The organism is Flexithrix dorotheae DSM 6795, assembly GCF_000379765.1.
Lineage (GTDB): Bacteria > Bacteroidota > Bacteroidia > Cytophagales > Flammeovirgaceae > Flexithrix > Flexithrix dorotheae.
This window is the reverse complement of record NZ_KB903482.1, coordinates 1-17,216: the sequence shown is the minus strand read 5'-3', so window position 1 is coordinate 17,216 and position 17,216 is coordinate 1. Positions and strand designations below refer to the sequence as shown.

Below are 17,216 nucleotides of genomic sequence, written 5' to 3'. Positions count from 1 at the left end.
CTGTACTTTCCCGAAAGTATCGTGGCCCGGCTGGGGGAACAAATCGAATTCGTACAGAATACATTGTCAAAACGCATGCCCTCACTGGCCAGTAGATCAATGTTGGTAGTTTTTGCAAATTCGGCCAACATTCCCCCATAAGCACTAATAGCATTCACGGCATGGTCATCTGACAAAATGAATAAAATATTTGGTCGGGAATCCACTGAAGATGCTTCAACACTATTGCCCGGTTTCTGCTGACAGGTGGGCAACTGTATTAAAATACTTAGTAATAAGAGTAATTGATAAATTTTCACTTTCATTTTTTTAATTTCCCAGGTGTTTCCTGAAATTAAATCAAGAATTTTGTTAGTTATATACTTGGTAGTCGGCCGGATAAACCTGTAGTTTATCCGGCTAACTTCGTTTTGAAAAACTTTTGGCTAATTCGAACCGGGAGTCACTCCAATGGTTTGCGCTTTTGAATTTCCCTCCAGTTTTACGGCCACATATCCGCCTTCTTTTTTCAATTTCAACCACCAGGCTCCAAATATCAGGAAGGCAATTGCCGGTAAAATGGCTACAATTTTAAATGCACCGGTAAGTCCGTATGTAAGACTCAATTCTCCGATTTGAGGAATCCAGATGCTTACCCCTAACATGCCTATAAATCCGATTAAACCAATGGTTAAACCACCTCCTTGTGGGAACTGTTCTGAGGCTACCGAATACATAGTGGGCCAAACATAACATACTCCGAGATAGAATAATGTAGCAGCCGCATAAATGAGCGGTATACTTTGGGTCTCTGCCGCTACTGAGAGCAAATACAATCCTATTGAAGCAATTACACAAGATGTACATAAAATGCCGATGGGATTGAGTATTTTTTCCAAAGTCCCGGCAAAAAATCTTAACACAAACATCAACGCACTTCCGTATACCAAAATTAATGTACCACTTGCATTGGCATATTCCCTGAAAGTTGTTTCCAACCACTGATTTGGAGCTAATTCTGCAGAGGCTGTCAGAGACATACAAAATAACAATACTAAAAAACCAGGTTTCAAGGCTGATTGTATCATTACCTTATTGCTAATTCCGGCTTCTGATCTTTCTGTTTTGGGAAAGTGGGGTGTAATTAATACCATCACTCCATAAATCAATACTGGTACTAACATAATCAACATATAGACTTCCCAGGCTACTCCCAGAGGATCAAGAATAAAAGTACTGAGTAATCCACCTAAAATGAGTCCTCCCGGCCACCAGGCATGTAAAATATTCAATCGTTTTGTTTTTTCTTCGGGAAATTGAACTGCACAAAGGGGATTAATAGTCACTTCAAGCATTCCCCAACCGAAGCCGGCAAGTGTCATGGAGTAAAGCATAATTTCTGCTTCCGGAATAGCCACAAAGCCCACAATGCCAAGAATTTGGCAAAGACAGGCGATTAACATTCCATTTTTTAACCCTATCCAGTCGATAATTGGGGAGGCTATTAATAAAGCCACAGCTGTCCCTTTAAAAGCCCAACCGGAAATACTTCCAAACTCCGCTTTTGTCAGGATTTGTTCTTCCAGTATGAGTATATGACCAAGGTGCTCCCTGGCAATAAAAATTAAAGCTGCTGAAGTCAGAGAAAGGCAACTGGCAGTGAACAGAAGGTTCCTGCTGTTTTTAATACTATTCATGTCGGTAATCAGGTAAGTGGTATGGAAAAAATTTCAGAGAAAAACTTAAAAATTCTCCCAGTTTGTAAAAAATAATAAAAATCTTTTTTACAATTATCCTAAATTACTACCATAAATACTTTCTCTATTTTTGCGAATTCTGACTGTATTTCGTCAAAATTTAATTAAATATTCCAATAACAGGACAAATAATGCAAAGTTAATCTGGTTAAAATATCTCCACCCAAAAGGATTGTTTCCCCACAAATACAGTTTCTTTCAGTGTCAGTAATCCGGAAGATTCATCTCTTTTATAAAGCATCATTTCCCCAGATTCCTGTCCGGCTGCTAACAACCACCTGGAATTGGGGTCCATTTCAAAGGCCCTAGGAATCGGAGGAGCAGCTATATTTTGTTTAAGTTTAAGCCAGGGTGATTCATCCAAAATATCATAAACTGCTATACTATTATGACCTCTATTGGACGTGTAAACTTGCTTGCCATCAGCAGAAACTTTGATTTGTGCCAAAGTATTTTTTGCTGTAAATCCTTCTGGCAGGCTGGAAACCTGGGATTTCAATTCTAAAAGTCCTGTTTCCTCGTTTACTAAAATAGTGGCTACTGTTGAATTTAATTCTCCAGCAACAAAAACCATCGGTTTGGTGGGGTGCCATACCAAATGTCTGGGTCCGGTTCCTTCTGAAAATTCCAGTTTTTGAATAGGCTTTTCTAATGTTCCTGAAATGGCTTTTTCCCGATCATAAACATAAAGGGCATTCATCCCAAGGGCTGGTACCATTACCCAGTTTTCTTTTTCCCGTACAACAATCTGGTGAGCCTTACTAAGTGCTTCAATTTTTGAAATTGGTTCAGGACTTACTACTCCTTCTGCATTCACCGCAAAAACCGCCCAGGTATTATCACTATAAGAGGCTGCCCATAGATATTTTTCGGTGGGGTCTAAAACCAGATGAACGGGGTTGAAACCAAGGGGAAAAGTGTTTTTTACCTGTATCTGCCCTGAGGCACTAAATGATAATAACGCTACTGAATTGACATCCCTTAATCCAGCATAAAGTTCCTTCTTATTTTTTTTCAGGAATAAGGTAGCTGGTCCGCCTTCAATTTTAAAAGGTTCCTGTTGAGTTAATTTTCCCGATCCAGTAAAAAGTTGGAAAGGAATAATTTTACCTTCTGGTTTCACTGTAACTAAAACCTGGAGGTAATCTTCTGCAGGAATTTCAGTAGATTTCTCCTCAATAGATTGGTTAGATTTATCATTTTTCCCGCAGGAGAACAGTGCAAAACACAAGATGATTAGTTTCCAGTTTGTCAGCATTTATAGTTTGGTTTTGTGAATTTAATTTAAAGGTACTTCCCCCCAAATTAGCTGAGTAAAGATAAAAAAATAATTATCATTTAATATGTGACCCGAAGTGGAACGCTGGTGTTTACCTATATGAAAAAGTAATAACTAATATCTTAAAAAAGGGTGAGCCACAATATTTAAAACCAGTTCCATTTCAGTTTAAATATGATTATTTTCAATGGTATAATTTAACCTCTTCCTGTCTGTTTTTCTTGATTAGAATTCATGCATTTGGGTAAACAAAATACCATTTCAGATAAATATTATCACATTCTTCATCCCTTCTTATTAACTTTCCAGCGCTTAAAGGCCGAATTAAAAAAATTGAACAACACTTTTAAAAATTTATTGACTTATAAAAATGAAAAAATTAGTATTCTTATCTGCTTTTCTTTTAGTAACAACAACCATTTACGCACAAAAAGGAAAATCAAAACACCCCAAAACAAAAGGAAAAGGATGGACAGATTTATTTACTGCTGATTTATCCAATGCCAATTATCCCGATGGTATCTGGACAGTAGAAAATGGAGAGTTAACAGCTTCAGAAGACCAGGCCATCTGGACAGAAAAAACTTATGATAATTTTGTTCTCGATCTGGAATTTAAAAACGCTGACGGAACAAATAGCGGGGTAATTGTCTATTGCTCTGATGTAAAAAACTGGATACCTAATTCGGTGGAAATTCAAATTGCAGATGATTATGCAGAAAAATGGGCAAACTCCGCAAAGGACTGGCAATGTGCAGCCATTTTTGGTCACTTGCCTGCCAACGAACAAAAAGTGGTGAAAAAACCAGGAGAGTGGAACAGATATACAATCACCTGTATTGATCAGAATATATCTGTTGTGCTTAATGGGAAACTGGTAACTGAAATGGACATGAGTAAATGGACTTCAGGTACGACTAACCCAGATGGCAGCCCTATTCCATCATGGCTTAACAAACCATTTGCAGAACTTCCTACTCAGGGAAAAATTGGTTTACAGGGCAAACATGCAGGTGCTCCGGTATGGTTTAGGAATATGAGGATTAAGGAGTTGAATTAGGAATCAATATTTTTGGTGGCAAAATTGGATGAGGTTTGTTTCTTCCCACTAACATTTTGTTGAATATACTAGAAAAAAAGGGCGCAGAAATCTAACTCCTGCGCCCTTTTTTATTCTAAATCTATCTTTATTTGATAGGTTTTACAGGATATGCCTTCATCAGTTTAGCAACTTTTTTAGGAATTGTTTTTTCCCTTTTTTCTGGTTTTTCCTGTACAACTGTCTGCATCACTCCCTGCCAAACCAATTCTTTGGATTCGATATCATAAAAATCAACTACCATAGTACCTTCTTTGTAATCATCTTCCGAATAGGTGGTAGTGGAACTCCCCATGCCCATTCCCCAGCCCCACCTTCCGGCTCCATAACCCATTCCACCATTGTAGGTTGTATAGGCGGAAGTACTGGTTTTGTCATCCACAACCAAAAAGAGGGTAATACCAACATCTGCATCTTCATCATTTTCGGCTTTATTTAGTCCCCTGCTTGAAAGCTCATTTTTAAAGGCTTCCAGAATTCTCGTTTTATCAAAATCATTTAGGATTTTATCGCTATCCTTTTCCCACCCCTCAAACTTGTATGTTTTGTATTTTGTGAAATCTACATTTTTATCGTAATCACTGGTGACCTGCCCAAAAGAAAAATTTGCAATTAAAAGTCCGATAAAGATTGCGGTAATTAGTTTCAGTTGTTTTTTCATGATGAATAGAATTATTTTTAGATTTTAGTTTCAAACAATGGATGGAGATAGACTCCTATAATCCAATTAATTATTTAAATATTACAATACTACTTAGTCATTTAATTTTAAATCATTGAAATTAAAAAACATAAGCCAACAATTGATTTATTTATTAAAATATTCCATTTCAAGATTAAAAATATTTTCAAAAAATTCCTAAAGGATTTTAGGGTTTTTTGGAAGGAAATAAAAAAAGCCCTTCACTTTTTGTGGAGGGCTTTTTTTATTTAAAATTTTTATTTACTGATAAGACCATTTGCTCGCCCATAGGTCATTGGTATTTTCCTGAAAAGCTTTTAGTTTTTCTTTGTATCGATTAAGCACATCCTGATACTCTGGTAAACCTGCTAAATTATTGGATTCATGGGGATCTGAACCTATATCGTATAATTCAAATTCAGCCCTGTCAATATAATCTTTCACGGATTTTTTCCCATAAACAGCATCTTCTCCATTATTGAAAACACTCTGCCAGGTAATGGAAGCCCATAAATCACTGGCAAAAGGATAAGGAAGTTGGTGAGCAATATTCCAGATTAATTTGTATTTCCTGTCTCTCACCACTCGCATGGGATAGTACATCTGTGTTTCATGGAAGGTATGAGAAGCATAAATTTCATTCCAGCCTTTTGGATTTTTCTGGTCCAGTATGGGCAGGAATGATTTGCCATGAAATCCACGTTGAATAGCTCTTGCCATCATATATTCCTCGGGTGCACCAACTCCTGCAAAATCGAGTAAGGTTGGGGTAAAATCTACCCAGCTGATCATGGCATTGTTAGTTGTACCCCTCTTTTTGCCATAGGGATTTCTAACTAAAAGTGGTGACTTTAAACCCGGATCGTAAACGGTAGTTTTTGCACCCGGAAAGGCTATTCCATGATCGGAAGTGATAATGATTAATGTATTTTCATATTTCCCTGCTTTTTTCAGGAGCTCAATCAGTTTACCAATTCCCTGATCAATTCTGGAAACAGATTGATAATAATTGGCCAGTTCCTCCCTGCATTCTGGAGTATCGGGTAAAAACGGGGGAACGATCACATCTTCCGGAGAATATGTTACTTCGGTTACTCCTTCATATCCTTCCGGTCGATTTCCAAATTTATTGGCAGTGGGCAAACTAGCACTTCTATGGGGATCACTGGTACAAAAATATAAGAAAAAAGGTTTTTCACTTTCCTTACTGATAAACGCTTCGGCAGCTTCTGCCATTTGTACCGGGTTTCTATGACTTACATGAGTGCCATTAACTTCATTCAAATATTCTTCGAAATGGTAAAGTGATTCAGGCGCAACGTGAAATTTGCCGACTGAAGCTGTTCTATATCCGGCATTTCCTAACATTACCGGAAGAGTTTTCAGGTTATCAAAACTTCTGAAATGAAAAGGATCGTGAGCATGCCCATATTGCCCGGTTCTGTGGTTATGCAAACCTGATAAAATTACAGACCGGCTGGCACTACAGCTTGCAGTGGTGGCAAATGCATTGGGAAATAAAACGGCATCCGCTGCAAAGGCATCCATATTTGGGGTTTGAATTACATTGTTACCATAACACCCTAAATCCTGTCCAAGATCATCTGCCACAAATAATACGATGTTTTTATCCATTCTACCCACTGGAATTTCGTTTGTGGTAGTACATGAGTAGGCAATGAGTACCCAGGACAATAAAATATTAATAATTGTATTTCGGTGATTAATCATAATGATTAGTTTCTTTCAGTTAAATAATAGTTTTAGGAAAATTTCAGCTCCATTCTAATTTTTCCTTTTGGTTAGTTGTTGATCATTATTTTATGTAAACACTTATTAATCAAAAATCCAATTTTCCGAATTTATCTCTATAGGTTTAGTTTTAGCAGCACTAATTTTCTATTTCATTTAAATAAACAATTTTAGTGTTCAACTCCGTTCGATCGACTCCACTGACTTCAAAAAGAATTTCAAAATACTCGGGTACTTCCCCAAATTTTTGAATGAGTTCCCTGGTAATTTCTTCTAGCATTTTGGGATCAGTGAAATTTTTAGTTGCCTGAGAAGCCCCTGTATCCCAAAATCCTCCTAAAATTAATATGACATTATTATTAGGACCGGGATATTTTGCCACAAAACTATAATCAGTATGAAAAGCGTCCGGATCACCTGAAGGGCCGAATGTCACCTCTTTCCCAAGACTATCCACATACAAGCTCATATTATTGTCATCAAGTAAATTGAATTCAGAGTCCTGGAAGTAGTTTTTGAACCATCCCAGATTTTTCAATAAACCACAAACAATCATATTGTTATCGTGCATATCTTTAGGATTCAGTCTTGAAACCACTCTGATATTAAACTCCTTTTCTGCAGATAAAAAAATCTCTGTCAGGCTTTTAATCCAGTAAGCACTATTTTTTACCAGAAAATTATAAGTGAGATTTTCGGTTTTATCCTTATAATCCGGATTTTTAGCTGTAAATTCTTCAAAGTCTTCCTGGGAATTAATATTAAAATCTCTGATGGCTCTGTTTTTTTTCAGATTTTCATCATATTCCATGAAGATAAACATATCTCCTAACATCACTGTTGCCGGAATTTCTGAAACTAGAATAGCTTTCCAAATCTCATTTTCTATTAAGGAGGAGTTCTTTACACTGTGCTTATTATCTGAAAAACCAAAAAATAAATTAATGGCAATAGAAATAAACAAAAGCACTAAAAGTGGAAATAATAATTTTTTTGAAGTTGGTTTCTGGTTTTGTAGTGAAGGTTCTTTTTCCTGCGTTGTTCTCTCATTAAACTCTACCTTATAACTTCCTTTTGGAATTTCCAAAATCACAGGTTCATCCTTTCCTGCATTCTCAAAGTAATTTTCCAGCTTTTTCCTTAGGTTAAAAAGATAGACTCTTACCATGGTACTCTCTGCAGGGTTGAAACTACTTTTACCAAAAATTTCCGCAGCTATAGTTGTTTCCTTGGGAATATCATTTACCATAGTCCCCTTAACCAAATACCTTAGCAAGTTCTGATAAGTCTTCGATCTGCCAAAATCTGAACTTCCAATAATTCGGTCAACAAGGTCTGTATGTTCGTTCTGTTTCAAATTCATATTTAACCACAAACTGCTAATTTAACCCTTTTTACCTCATTACTACAAGGCTCAGCAAATAATTTGGATATCAAAGCAAAAATTCAGAATTAAAGCCAAATACTACTCTAATAATAAATTGAAACGGTTTTTTAACAGTTAATAAAACAGTTTTTTTAACTTCTATACCATTATTTTTTTTCCTACCTTGGGTTTTGATTACCATTTAGCGGTTGGTTTGATTTTAGTCTTAGACCAACAATAAAATTATTTTGTTCTAAAATATTTGCCATAAACTAATGCCTCCTTTTACCAGAATATTAGTCTTTTTTATAGTGCTTTATTTGGTGAGCTGCAATACCCCAAAACCTGATGAAATTGTAGCCATAGAAAAAGAGCTTCCTGAAAAAGTTGATTTCAATCTTCATATTAAACCAATACTTTCAGACAGATGTTTTGCCTGCCATGGTCCGGACAAGGCCAATCAAAAAGGAGACTTACGACTCGATACTCCGGAAGGTGCTTTTGCCGCTTTAGGCGATGAGCTGAACAGACATGCAATCGTCCCCAAAAAAATTGGAAAAAGTGAAGTTTTTAAAAGAATTATTTCTGAAGATCCGGAATTGGTAATGCCACCTACCGAATCTAACCTTACGCTTTCCTTGGAGGAAAAAGCCCTAATTATCAAATGGATAGAACAGGGCGCAGAATACAAACCTCACTGGTCATTTATTCCCGCAGAAAAAAAGGAAATTCCAAAGGTGAAAAATGAAGACTGGGTGAAAAATGAAATCGATCATTTTGTTTTAAGAAAAATTGAAAAAAAGGACTGGAAAGTTGCGGAAAAAGCATCTAAAGAAACCTTAATTAGAAGAGCCAGCTTCGACATTACCGGACTGCCCCCTACCCTCGAAGAAATTAATCAATTCTTAGAAGACGATTCCCCTGATGCTTTTGAAAAGGTTGTGGAAAGGCTTTTGGCTTCTTCTTCCTATGGAGAAAGAATGGCTGCTGAATGGATGGATATTGCCCGCTTTACAGACAGTGACGGCTACCTGGATGACAAACACAGGGACTTTTCACCATGGAGAGACTGGGTAATAAAATCTTTTAATGAAAATATGCCCTACAACCAGTTTATTTCCTGGCAAATTGCCGGAGATTTAATGCCAAATGCCACACAGGCGCAAATTATGGCCACAGCTTTCAACAGACTTCACAAGAAAAATTCAGAGGCCGGGATTGATTTTGAGGAATTCCGGGTGGAATATGTAGCTGACAGAACCAATACACTTGGAGCTGCCTTTCTTGGACTTACCATGGAATGTGCAAGATGTCACGATCATAAATATGATCCTATCAGCCAGGAAGATTATTATAAATTATTTAGTTTTTTTAATAGTACCAATGAATTGGGCACCGCCATTTATGGTCCAGACCAGACTCCTGGTCCTTCTTTAATGCTCACCTCGGAGGAGCAGGAAAAACAAATTGCATTTTTAAATAAATTGATCTCTGAAAAAGAAGCTCACTTGCAAACTACGAAAGAAAATCTTAGAAAAAATCTGAATGAAGAATATGATATAGAAAGGGTTAAAAAATCCCTGAAAACCGGACTTCTCGCACATTATCCTTTCGATAAATTTCAGGAGAAAGGAAATAATCTGATTTCTCCAAATACTGTTTCTGCTACCAGACCTGCTACTTTAAGCGAAGCCATTATTAAAGAGGGAAAATTTGGAAAAGGTATTTATGTAGGAGATTATAATAGAGTGACTTTGGACAAAAAAATTGGTTGGTATGAGCGTACTGATCCTTTTTCTATCAGTTTATGGTTATATCCAGATACACTCTATAAGGATGTATCTGTTTTTCACCATAATGAGGATTATCGGTTAGGAACAAAAGGATACCTGATGCAATTGAAGGAAAACAAGATTTGTTTTACCATGTCCCATTCTTGGCCGCATAATGCCATTGAAATCATTACTGAAAAACCTTTGCCAATCAAAACATGGACACAGGTAACCATGACTTATGATGGATCCAGCAATGCGGAAGGTCTAAGTTTATATTTTAATGGAGAAAAACAGCCGGTTGACATCCGGCTGAATAATTTGTATAAAACTATATTATATGAATACAATATTCACACCTATGGATTTGCTGGATTTCAACTGGCCGCCAGAAGTAAGTATACGCCTTTTAAAAATGGGGGAATTGACGACCTGAAAATTTTCAGAAAAGAATTATCTTCACTTGAAGTACTTTATAATTTCGATGCGAACTCCATTGCTAAACTGGATAAAAATACCCTTGCTGGTTATTGGGCAGATTTTAATGTAAACAATGATCCCCAAATCCAGAGGATAAACAAGGGCATAAAAAAGATTAGGGATGAAGAAAATGAATACCTGAAACAAATTTCCGAGATAATGGTAATGGGAGATTTACCCGAACCAAGAAATACCTACATTTTAAATCGCGGAGATTACAGGGCTCATGGAAAAGAGGTAAAACCTGGCACTCCGAAAAATATCCTTCCTTTTGATGAAGAAAATTACCCGGCAAACAGGCTGGGGCTTGCCCGGTGGTTGACCGACTCTAAAAACCCATTGACAGCAAGAGTTGTGGTCAACAGAGTCTGGCAACAATACTTTGGAAAAGGACTTGTAAAAACTTCAGACGATTTTGGAAACCAGGGAGATTTACCCACACACCCCGATTTACTGGACTGGCTTACCGTGGATTTTATCGAATCTGGCTGGGATTTAAAAGCTTTACAGAAAAAAATTGTGCTTTCCGCCACTTATCAACAATCTTCTAAAACAACTCCAAAAATGCTAGAACTTGATCCGGATAACGTTATGCTTGCCAGAGGTTCACGTTTCCGTTTATCTGCAGAAGCTATTCGTGATAATGCTTTGGCTATCAGTGGACTATTAGTTGATAAAATTGGTGGACAAAGTGTTTATCCCTATCAACCGGAGGGACTTTGGGATGAACTTTCCAATAAATCCTGGCGGTATAAGTATTTACAGGAACCCGGGGAAGGACTTTACAGAAGAAGTCTCTATACTGTCTGGAAAAGAACCAGTCCTCCACCAGGCATGCTAATTTTTGATGCCCCGGAAAGAAGTGTTTGTACGGTAAAAAGACAAAATACCAGTACTCCAATCCAGGCATTGGTTTTACAAAACGATCCTCAATATCAGGAGGCCTCCAGGTTTATAGCCCAACGAATGTTACTTGAAGGAAGAGAAGATCCTCTTTCCTTTGGTTTCCAACTCATTACTGGTAGAAAACCTATGGAAAAGGAAACCAGGCTCATACTTCAACTTTATGATAAAGAGTTGGAAAATTTCGAAAATCATCCTGAAAAAGCTGATAAATATCTGAATATTGGAGAATCAGATTATAGAAAGGAATTACCAAAACCTCAGCTGGCGGCTTTGGCAGTGGTAGCCAATACCATATTAAATACCAGTGAAGGATATACTAGGAATTGAGGAGGGGTAAAGAAAAACCTCCCCTTAATCCCCTCAATTGAGGGGGCCAGGGGGAGGAAATAGACAAAAAAACAAAAGCCTTTGTAAGAAAATTAGAAAATGAAAGAAGAATTTAAAAAAATAGCATTTCAATCGAATAGAAGGGATTTTTTGAGGAAAACTACCATGGGACTTGGTGGGGTGGCTCTGGGATCATTATTTGCTAAAACAAAAGCCTTTGGCAATACGTTTTCCCAGAGTTCCCAGCTCGTTCAGGGACCACATTTTGCTCCAAAAGCCAAGCGGGTAATTTATCTTTTCCAAAGTGGCGGGCCATCTCAAATCGAATTATTTGATTATAAACCAAAGCTTAGAGAAATGCATGGAAAGGAAATACCTGATTCTGTCCGTGGGGAACAACGACTTTCTGGGATGGTGTCCAACCAGGCTACTTTTCCCTTGGCAGGTTCTCATTTTAATTTTGCCCAATACGGAAAAAATGGAGCCTGGGTCAGTGAACTTTTTCCGCACACTGCAAAAGTAGTAGATGACCTTTGTATCATTAAATCCATGCATACAGAAGCCATCAATCATGAGCCTGCTGTAATTTTTTTCCAAACAGGCTCTCAACAAACTGGCAGGCCTTCAATCGGCTCATGGCTTAGCTACGGTTTGGGTAGTGACAATGAAAATTTACCGGCATTTGTGGTTTTGGTTTCGAAAGGAAGTGGTGCCCAGCCTTTAAATGCCTCTTCCTGGGGAAATGGATTTCTACCTTCTTATCATCAGGGCGTACAATTCAGGTCGGGAAAAGACCCTGTGCTTTACCTCAATAATCCAGAAGGAATTGATGTAACAGATAGAAGACGGGCTCTAGATTACATGAATGACCTCAATAAAATACAACAGGAATTATGGGGAGATCCAGAAATTGAGTCAAAAATCAATCAGTATGAAATGGCTTACAGAATGCAAACTTCTGTTCCAGATACTGTGGATCTCTCCAACGAACCTGATTATATTTTCGAATTGTATGGGGAAGATGCCAGAAAACCAGGAACTTATGCAGCGAATTGTCTGCTGGCAAGAAGGTTAGCGGAACAGGATGTTCGCTTCATTCAGCTTTACCACATGGGATGGGATCAGCATGGTAATTTACCGAAAGGCATTAAAACCATGGCACAAAGCAGTGATCAGGCCACAGCTGCTTTAATTACTGATTTAAAACAAAGGGGCTTGCTGGAGGATACTTTGGTAGTTTGGGGAGGAGAATTTGGAAGAACCAGTTTTTCCCAGGGCAGGTTGACCAGAGACAATTATGGGCGGGATCATCATCCAAGATGCTTTACCATGTGGATGGCAGGAGCCGGGGTAAAAGCTGGTTATGTCCATGGGAAAACAGATGATTTCAGCTACAATGTAGCCAGTGATGGTGTACATGTGCATGATTTTCAGGCAACTTTACTGCATTTGATGGGCATTGACCATGAAAGATTAACCTTTAAGCATCAGGGAAGAAGATACCGACTAACAGATGTACATGGAGAAGTGGTAAAGGCTGTTTTGGCTTAAACAATAACGAGGGAATTAATTCAATTTAAATGACTAACCGAAGAAAATTTATACAACAATCTGGTTCACTTGCAATGGCAGGAATTACTTCGAAGTTTGCCTTTAACATTTTACCCTCAAGACCAAAACTCAGTGAAGAAATTATAGGTCATGGTGATTTTCGTTACCGAGTATATAAGGAATGGGGAAATCTCGATCCGCACAAATATCCTATAAATGATTGCCATGAAATGGTAAGGGATAAAAAAGGCAGATTGATTATGTGTACCAACCATAAAGCCAACAATATCATTATTTATGATAAATCTGGCAAAATCCTTAACCACTGGACGCTGGATTATTCCACTCACGGGCTTAGCATTCATAATGAAGGCGGAGAAGAATTTTTATACCTAACGGACCCAAATGCCGGGAAAGTAGCCAAAACTACTTTAGATGGAAAGGTAATTATGAAAATCAATCACCCGAAGGAAATTGGGGAATATGAAGCTACTCAGTCTTTTCGTCCTACAGAAACTGCTATTGGTCCGAATGGAGATATATATGTAGCGGATGGGTATGGTTCGCAATTCATTTTGCAATACAATTCCAAAGGAGAATTTATTCGAAAATTTGGTGGGGATAGTTTCCTTCAAATCAATAAATTCAAACAGGCACATGGGGTCACACTCGATACACGAGATCCGAAAAATCCGACATTACTTTGTTCTGCCCGAATCAAAAATACCATTAAGCGATTTAGTTTGGATGGAGAATTTTTAGAAGATTATTATCTTCCGGGAGCATTCATTAGCCGGGTAGTAGTTGACGATGACAACGTGTATTCTGGAGTTTGTTTCGGAATGACAGAGGACAATTTCAATATGCAACGGAATCTGGGTTTTGTGACCATTCTCGATAAAAATAATAAAGTAATTTCCAATCCAGGAGGGACAAAACCCAAATACAAAAATGGGAATTTACGATTGATGTTACAGGATAGACCCATCTTCAAACACTGCCACGATGTTTGTATAGATGAGGACAAAAACCTATATGTATGCCAATGGCAGGCTGATAAAACTTATCCTGTTAAGTTGGCGCGTGTCTAAACCAAAATGTTTAGTAATTATTTCTGATATATCAAAGAATTATCTATCTAAATTCTATTATTAGAATATGTTTTTATTTTAAAAAAGCACACTTATTTTTGAATAACAAAAGAAATAACTAACGTATACATCACGTTTATCCAGTACGTTTTAAATAATTATAATTAATATAAGCCTGGATGAACAAATTAGTACTAAAATTTACCTTGATTTTCGGGTTGCTGATTGCCAAGCAACTATCCTTTGCCCAAACAAATGTTTCGGGAACGCTGACAGAAAATACTACCTGGACAGTGGAGAATTCTCCTTATAAATTGACTGGGGAGTTAGTAGTACCTAGTGGTGTTACACTTACCGTAAATCCACAGGTTAAAATTGAAGGAAGCCATGACTTATTGATAAATGGCTCCATTAATTTGTCAGCCCAAGAAAGTAAGGAAATTACGGTAGATGGAACAAGAATTTTATTTAAAAGTACTGATTTATCTAATTCTAATATTGAGTGGGTCACTTTTCAAAACTCTGGTGGGGTGCAGTTGGCAAATGAATGGGAATCAAACCAAGATTTAGTTAAAAACTCAGGAACCTTGAATATTGTTTATTCAACATTTGAATCTAATGCATTTACGGCTGTAAGGGGTTATGATTCAAATGCAAAATTAAATATTAATTCATCTCAATTTGACAATGCAGAATTAAAAGGGTACAATACCAATAGTGAGCAAATAACTTGTACTGATTGTATTATTTTAAACTCTTATTTATTGATTGGATCATTTACAAATGAATTTAACATCATAAACTCTTATATTGAAGGTTCATATTTCTATATCAATTGTTGTAACGCCACAATTAATCTTAAATCTTGTGAAGTATTTTCAAGTAAATTTAATTCCGGGGATTCAGGTGGATTTATTAATATTGACAGCTCAATTGTAGAAAACACTTCAATAAATTTATCTTATGGTGATGCAAATATTTCAAACTCCAAACTAACCTCTGACTCAACTTCAACCTACCATATTTCAACGCGCAATATTAATCTTCAAAATTCTATTTTTAAGGCCAATCCTGGACAAAATGGTGGTAAAAATGGAATAAAAATTAATGCACAATCAAATCTAAAAGCAGTAATTTTCATTAAAGGTTGTAATTTTTATCATTATGTAAATTGTATAAGGACATCAAGTTTTGATAAAATCAAAATAGAGCAAAACTCTTTTATTAATATTTCTGGTTTAATTTTAATGACTCACTCCTTTTCTCTTGATTTTGATGCACCTGGAAATTATTGGGGAACTACAAACAAAGATATTATAAATTTAAAAGTTTTTGATAAATTTGATAACTTAGAGTTAGGTCTTGTAACTTATTCTAACTACCTCAATCAAGCCCGTCCTGATACTGTTATTTCAGCTCCAAAAAATGTAACAAAAGGAATTCAAAACAAAAAAGTCTTACTCACCTGGGCAGAAAATGGAGAAATGGAACTTCAGGGATACAGAGTTTATAAATATGATTCTAATTCTCAAACTTATGACCTTATTGCCGATGTAGGAAATATAAATTCCTATTTGTCAGACCTAGATATAGTCGATACTATTTACGTTACAGCATATACTCAACAGGCTGATGGCAATATCGATCAAATTGAGGGCTTTGAAAGTGATTTTTCTGAACCTGCCAAACCTTTTTTTGAGGTTAATTACCCCTCTTCAACTTCAATTTGTGAAGAATCGACCATTTCTGCTATTATTCAGGAAAATTATGAATTTAATTCCGATAATTTTTATATGCTCCAACTTTCTTCAGTTTCGGATAGCTTCGCGAATCCGGTGATTCTGGATACCATTAGCAATGCAAGCGATACATTAGTTTCATTCCTACCAGATACCCTACAGTTTGAACGACCCTATTTGGTCCGGGTCATTTCCAGTGATTTGGGTATCCATAGTCAACCTGAAGAATTAATTTATTATGATTTACCTTCAGCAGAATTTAGTCTAGCAGATGAAGCCTGCCAGGCGGATACCATTACCATTACATATTTGGGTGAAACAAGTGAAGGTCTCAGTTTTGATTGGGATTTAGATGAAACAATCCTTGTTGAAAATCAGGGAGATACCTTAATAAAAATCATTGGTGGAGCATATGGAGAAAAAATCATATCCCTAACTACAACAAAAAATGGTTGTTCTGCTACTGTAACTAAAACAACTAATATCAAAAAAACACCATCCGCTACTTTTGATGTGAAAAGTGAAATTTGTGAAGGAGAAACCGCAATTGTAACTTATACTGGAAATGGGGCTGATTCTGCTCAATATATTTGGGACTTCGGAGATGCTACTGTCATCTCAGGAGAGAAAAGTGGTCCTTATGAATTGATATGGAGTTCATTTGGTTTGAAAAGAATTGGATTAAAGGTGACCGAAAACGGCTGTTCCTTTGGTGAAAATGCTGTTGTTTTCCATTATAGTGAGCAACCTAAACTGGCTTTTGAAGGTGTTTCCTCAGTTTGTTACAACGATAATTATCAAATTGAATATACTGGTACACAAGAAGGTGATATTACCTGGGACTTTAAAAATGCTACGATAATTTCGGGTTCTGGAGCCGGACCTTATTTGATAAAGTGGGATAGTTCTGGAGAAAAATCCATTGGGTTTAGTATTGATAATCACAATTGCATTTCAGATACAACAATCAATATTACTGTTACACCTCAACCTGTTGTTCCAGAAATTTGCCTAGTAACAGTAGATGAAGAAACTTCAAATAATATGCTGGTGTGGGGTTATGATATGGAAACGGTGGATAAATTCGGAATTTATAGAGAAACCAATACTGCCAATGATTATCAGCTGATTGAATATATTGAGGGAGGACAATTCAATACGTATATAGATTCGCAATCAAGTCCGGATCAAAATTCTAACCGGTATAAAATCACTGCTGTAGATAGTTGTGGAACAGAAACTGAATTAAGTGACTTCCACAAAACCATTCATTTAACCATCAATAAAGGACTAGAAGACTCCTGGAATTTAATCTGGGATAGCTATGAGGGATTTACTTTTGGTACTTATAATATATATAGAAGTATTAATGATGGAGAATTTGAATTGGTAAAGGAATTAGCCAGCAACCTTACTTCTTATACCGATAAAAATGT

The 17,216-nt window shown here is 36.8% G+C and carries 11 protein-coding genes; 5 read left to right on the top strand and 6 right to left on the bottom strand.

Annotated features, from left to right (window positions below; genetic code table 11):
- From A3EM_RS44440 to A3EM_RS0133335, 3 genes are all read right to left on the bottom strand, one after another.
- A partial coding sequence (locus A3EM_RS44440; protein WP_044240627.1) for a sulfatase-like hydrolase/transferase occupies positions 1 to 305 on the bottom strand: 305 nt, incomplete at its 3' end.
- A gap of 120 nt (positions 306 to 425) precedes the next feature.
- Positions 426 to 1,676, bottom strand: a complete 1,251-nt coding sequence (locus tag A3EM_RS0133340; RefSeq protein WP_020532605.1) for an MFS transporter — start codon at positions 1,674 to 1,676, stop codon at positions 426 to 428.
- Positions 1,677 to 1,884: 208 nt separating this feature from the next.
- On the bottom strand, positions 1,885 to 2,994 hold the full coding sequence (locus A3EM_RS0133335; protein ID WP_020532604.1) for a lactonase family protein: 1,110 nt from the start codon (positions 2,992 to 2,994) through the stop codon (positions 1,885 to 1,887).
- A 391-nt stretch (positions 2,995 to 3,385) separates the two neighbouring features.
- Here A3EM_RS0133335 and A3EM_RS0133330 point away from each other — a divergent pair, with 391 nt between their 5' ends.
- A complete protein-coding gene (locus A3EM_RS0133330; RefSeq protein WP_020532603.1) occupies positions 3,386 to 4,075 on the top strand; it encodes a 3-keto-disaccharide hydrolase in 690 nt (229 codons plus the stop codon).
- 127 nt (positions 4,076 to 4,202) lie between these two features.
- Here the strand turns inward: A3EM_RS0133330 and A3EM_RS0133325 are convergent, their stop codons facing one another.
- From A3EM_RS0133325 to A3EM_RS0133315, 3 genes are all read right to left on the bottom strand, one after another.
- The gene (locus A3EM_RS0133325) at positions 4,203 to 4,775 is read right to left on the bottom strand and encodes a DUF4136 domain-containing protein (protein ID WP_020532602.1); all 573 of its coding nucleotides are present in this window, start codon (positions 4,773 to 4,775) and stop codon (positions 4,203 to 4,205) included.
- 282 nt (positions 4,776 to 5,057) lie between these two features.
- Positions 5,058 to 6,527 carry a sulfatase family protein gene (locus tag A3EM_RS0133320; protein ID WP_020532601.1) on the bottom strand — a complete coding sequence of 490 codons (1,470 nt, stop codon included), beginning with the start codon at positions 6,525 to 6,527 and terminating at the stop codon, positions 5,058 to 5,060.
- A 160-nt stretch (positions 6,528 to 6,687) separates the two neighbouring features.
- Complete coding sequence (locus tag A3EM_RS0133315) at positions 6,688 to 7,911, bottom strand: hypothetical protein (protein ID WP_020532600.1); 1,224 nt, start codon at positions 7,909 to 7,911, stop codon at positions 6,688 to 6,690.
- Between the two features lie 278 nt (positions 7,912 to 8,189).
- Between A3EM_RS0133315 and A3EM_RS0133305 the strand changes: the two genes are divergently transcribed.
- The 4 genes from A3EM_RS0133305 to A3EM_RS44435 all read left to right on the top strand — a co-directional run.
- Entirely contained in the window at positions 8,190 to 11,399 is a 3,210-nt protein-coding gene (locus A3EM_RS0133305; RefSeq protein ID WP_020532598.1) for a DUF1553 domain-containing protein, read from the top strand.
- A gap of 99 nt (positions 11,400 to 11,498) precedes the next feature.
- The gene (locus tag A3EM_RS0133300; RefSeq protein ID WP_020532597.1) at positions 11,499 to 12,950 is read left to right on the top strand and encodes a DUF1501 domain-containing protein; all 1,452 of its coding nucleotides are present in this window, start codon (positions 11,499 to 11,501) and stop codon (positions 12,948 to 12,950) included.
- A gap of 29 nt (positions 12,951 to 12,979) precedes the next feature.
- Positions 12,980 to 14,041, top strand: a complete 1,062-nt coding sequence (locus tag A3EM_RS0133295) for an NHL repeat-containing protein (protein ID WP_020532596.1) — start codon at positions 12,980 to 12,982, stop codon at positions 14,039 to 14,041.
- 179 nt (positions 14,042 to 14,220) lie between these two features.
- Positions 14,221 to 17,216, top strand: a 2,996-nt coding sequence (locus A3EM_RS44435) for a hypothetical protein (RefSeq protein ID WP_044240625.1), incomplete at its 3' end; no start/stop codon positions are given.

Excerpts from the sequence above, each read along its gene's own strand:
- A3EM_RS0133335 (WP_020532604.1), bottom strand. The coding sequence starts at position 2,994 with ATGCTGACAAACTGGAAACTAATCATCTTGTGTTTTGCACTGTTCTCC.
- A3EM_RS0133305 (WP_020532598.1), top strand. The coding sequence starts at position 8,190 with ATGCCTCCTTTTACCAGAATATTAGTCTTTTTTATAGTGCTTTATTTG.
- A3EM_RS0133320 (WP_020532601.1), bottom strand. The coding sequence starts at position 6,527 with ATGATTAATCACCGAAATACAATTATTAATATTTTATTGTCCTGGGTA.
- A3EM_RS0133330 (WP_020532603.1), top strand. The coding sequence starts at position 3,386 with ATGAAAAAATTAGTATTCTTATCTGCTTTTCTTTTAGTAACAACAACC.
- A3EM_RS0133325 (WP_020532602.1), bottom strand. The coding sequence starts at position 4,775 with ATGAAAAAACAACTGAAACTAATTACCGCAATCTTTATCGGACTTTTA.
- A3EM_RS0133315 (WP_020532600.1), bottom strand. The coding sequence starts at position 7,911 with ATGAATTTGAAACAGAACGAACATACAGACCTTGTTGACCGAATTATT.
- A3EM_RS0133300 (WP_020532597.1), top strand. The coding sequence starts at position 11,499 with ATGAAAGAAGAATTTAAAAAAATAGCATTTCAATCGAATAGAAGGGAT.
- A3EM_RS0133340 (WP_020532605.1), bottom strand. The coding sequence starts at position 1,676 with ATGAATAGTATTAAAAACAGCAGGAACCTTCTGTTCACTGCCAGTTGC.
- A3EM_RS0133295 (WP_020532596.1), top strand. The coding sequence starts at position 12,980 with ATGACTAACCGAAGAAAATTTATACAACAATCTGGTTCACTTGCAATG.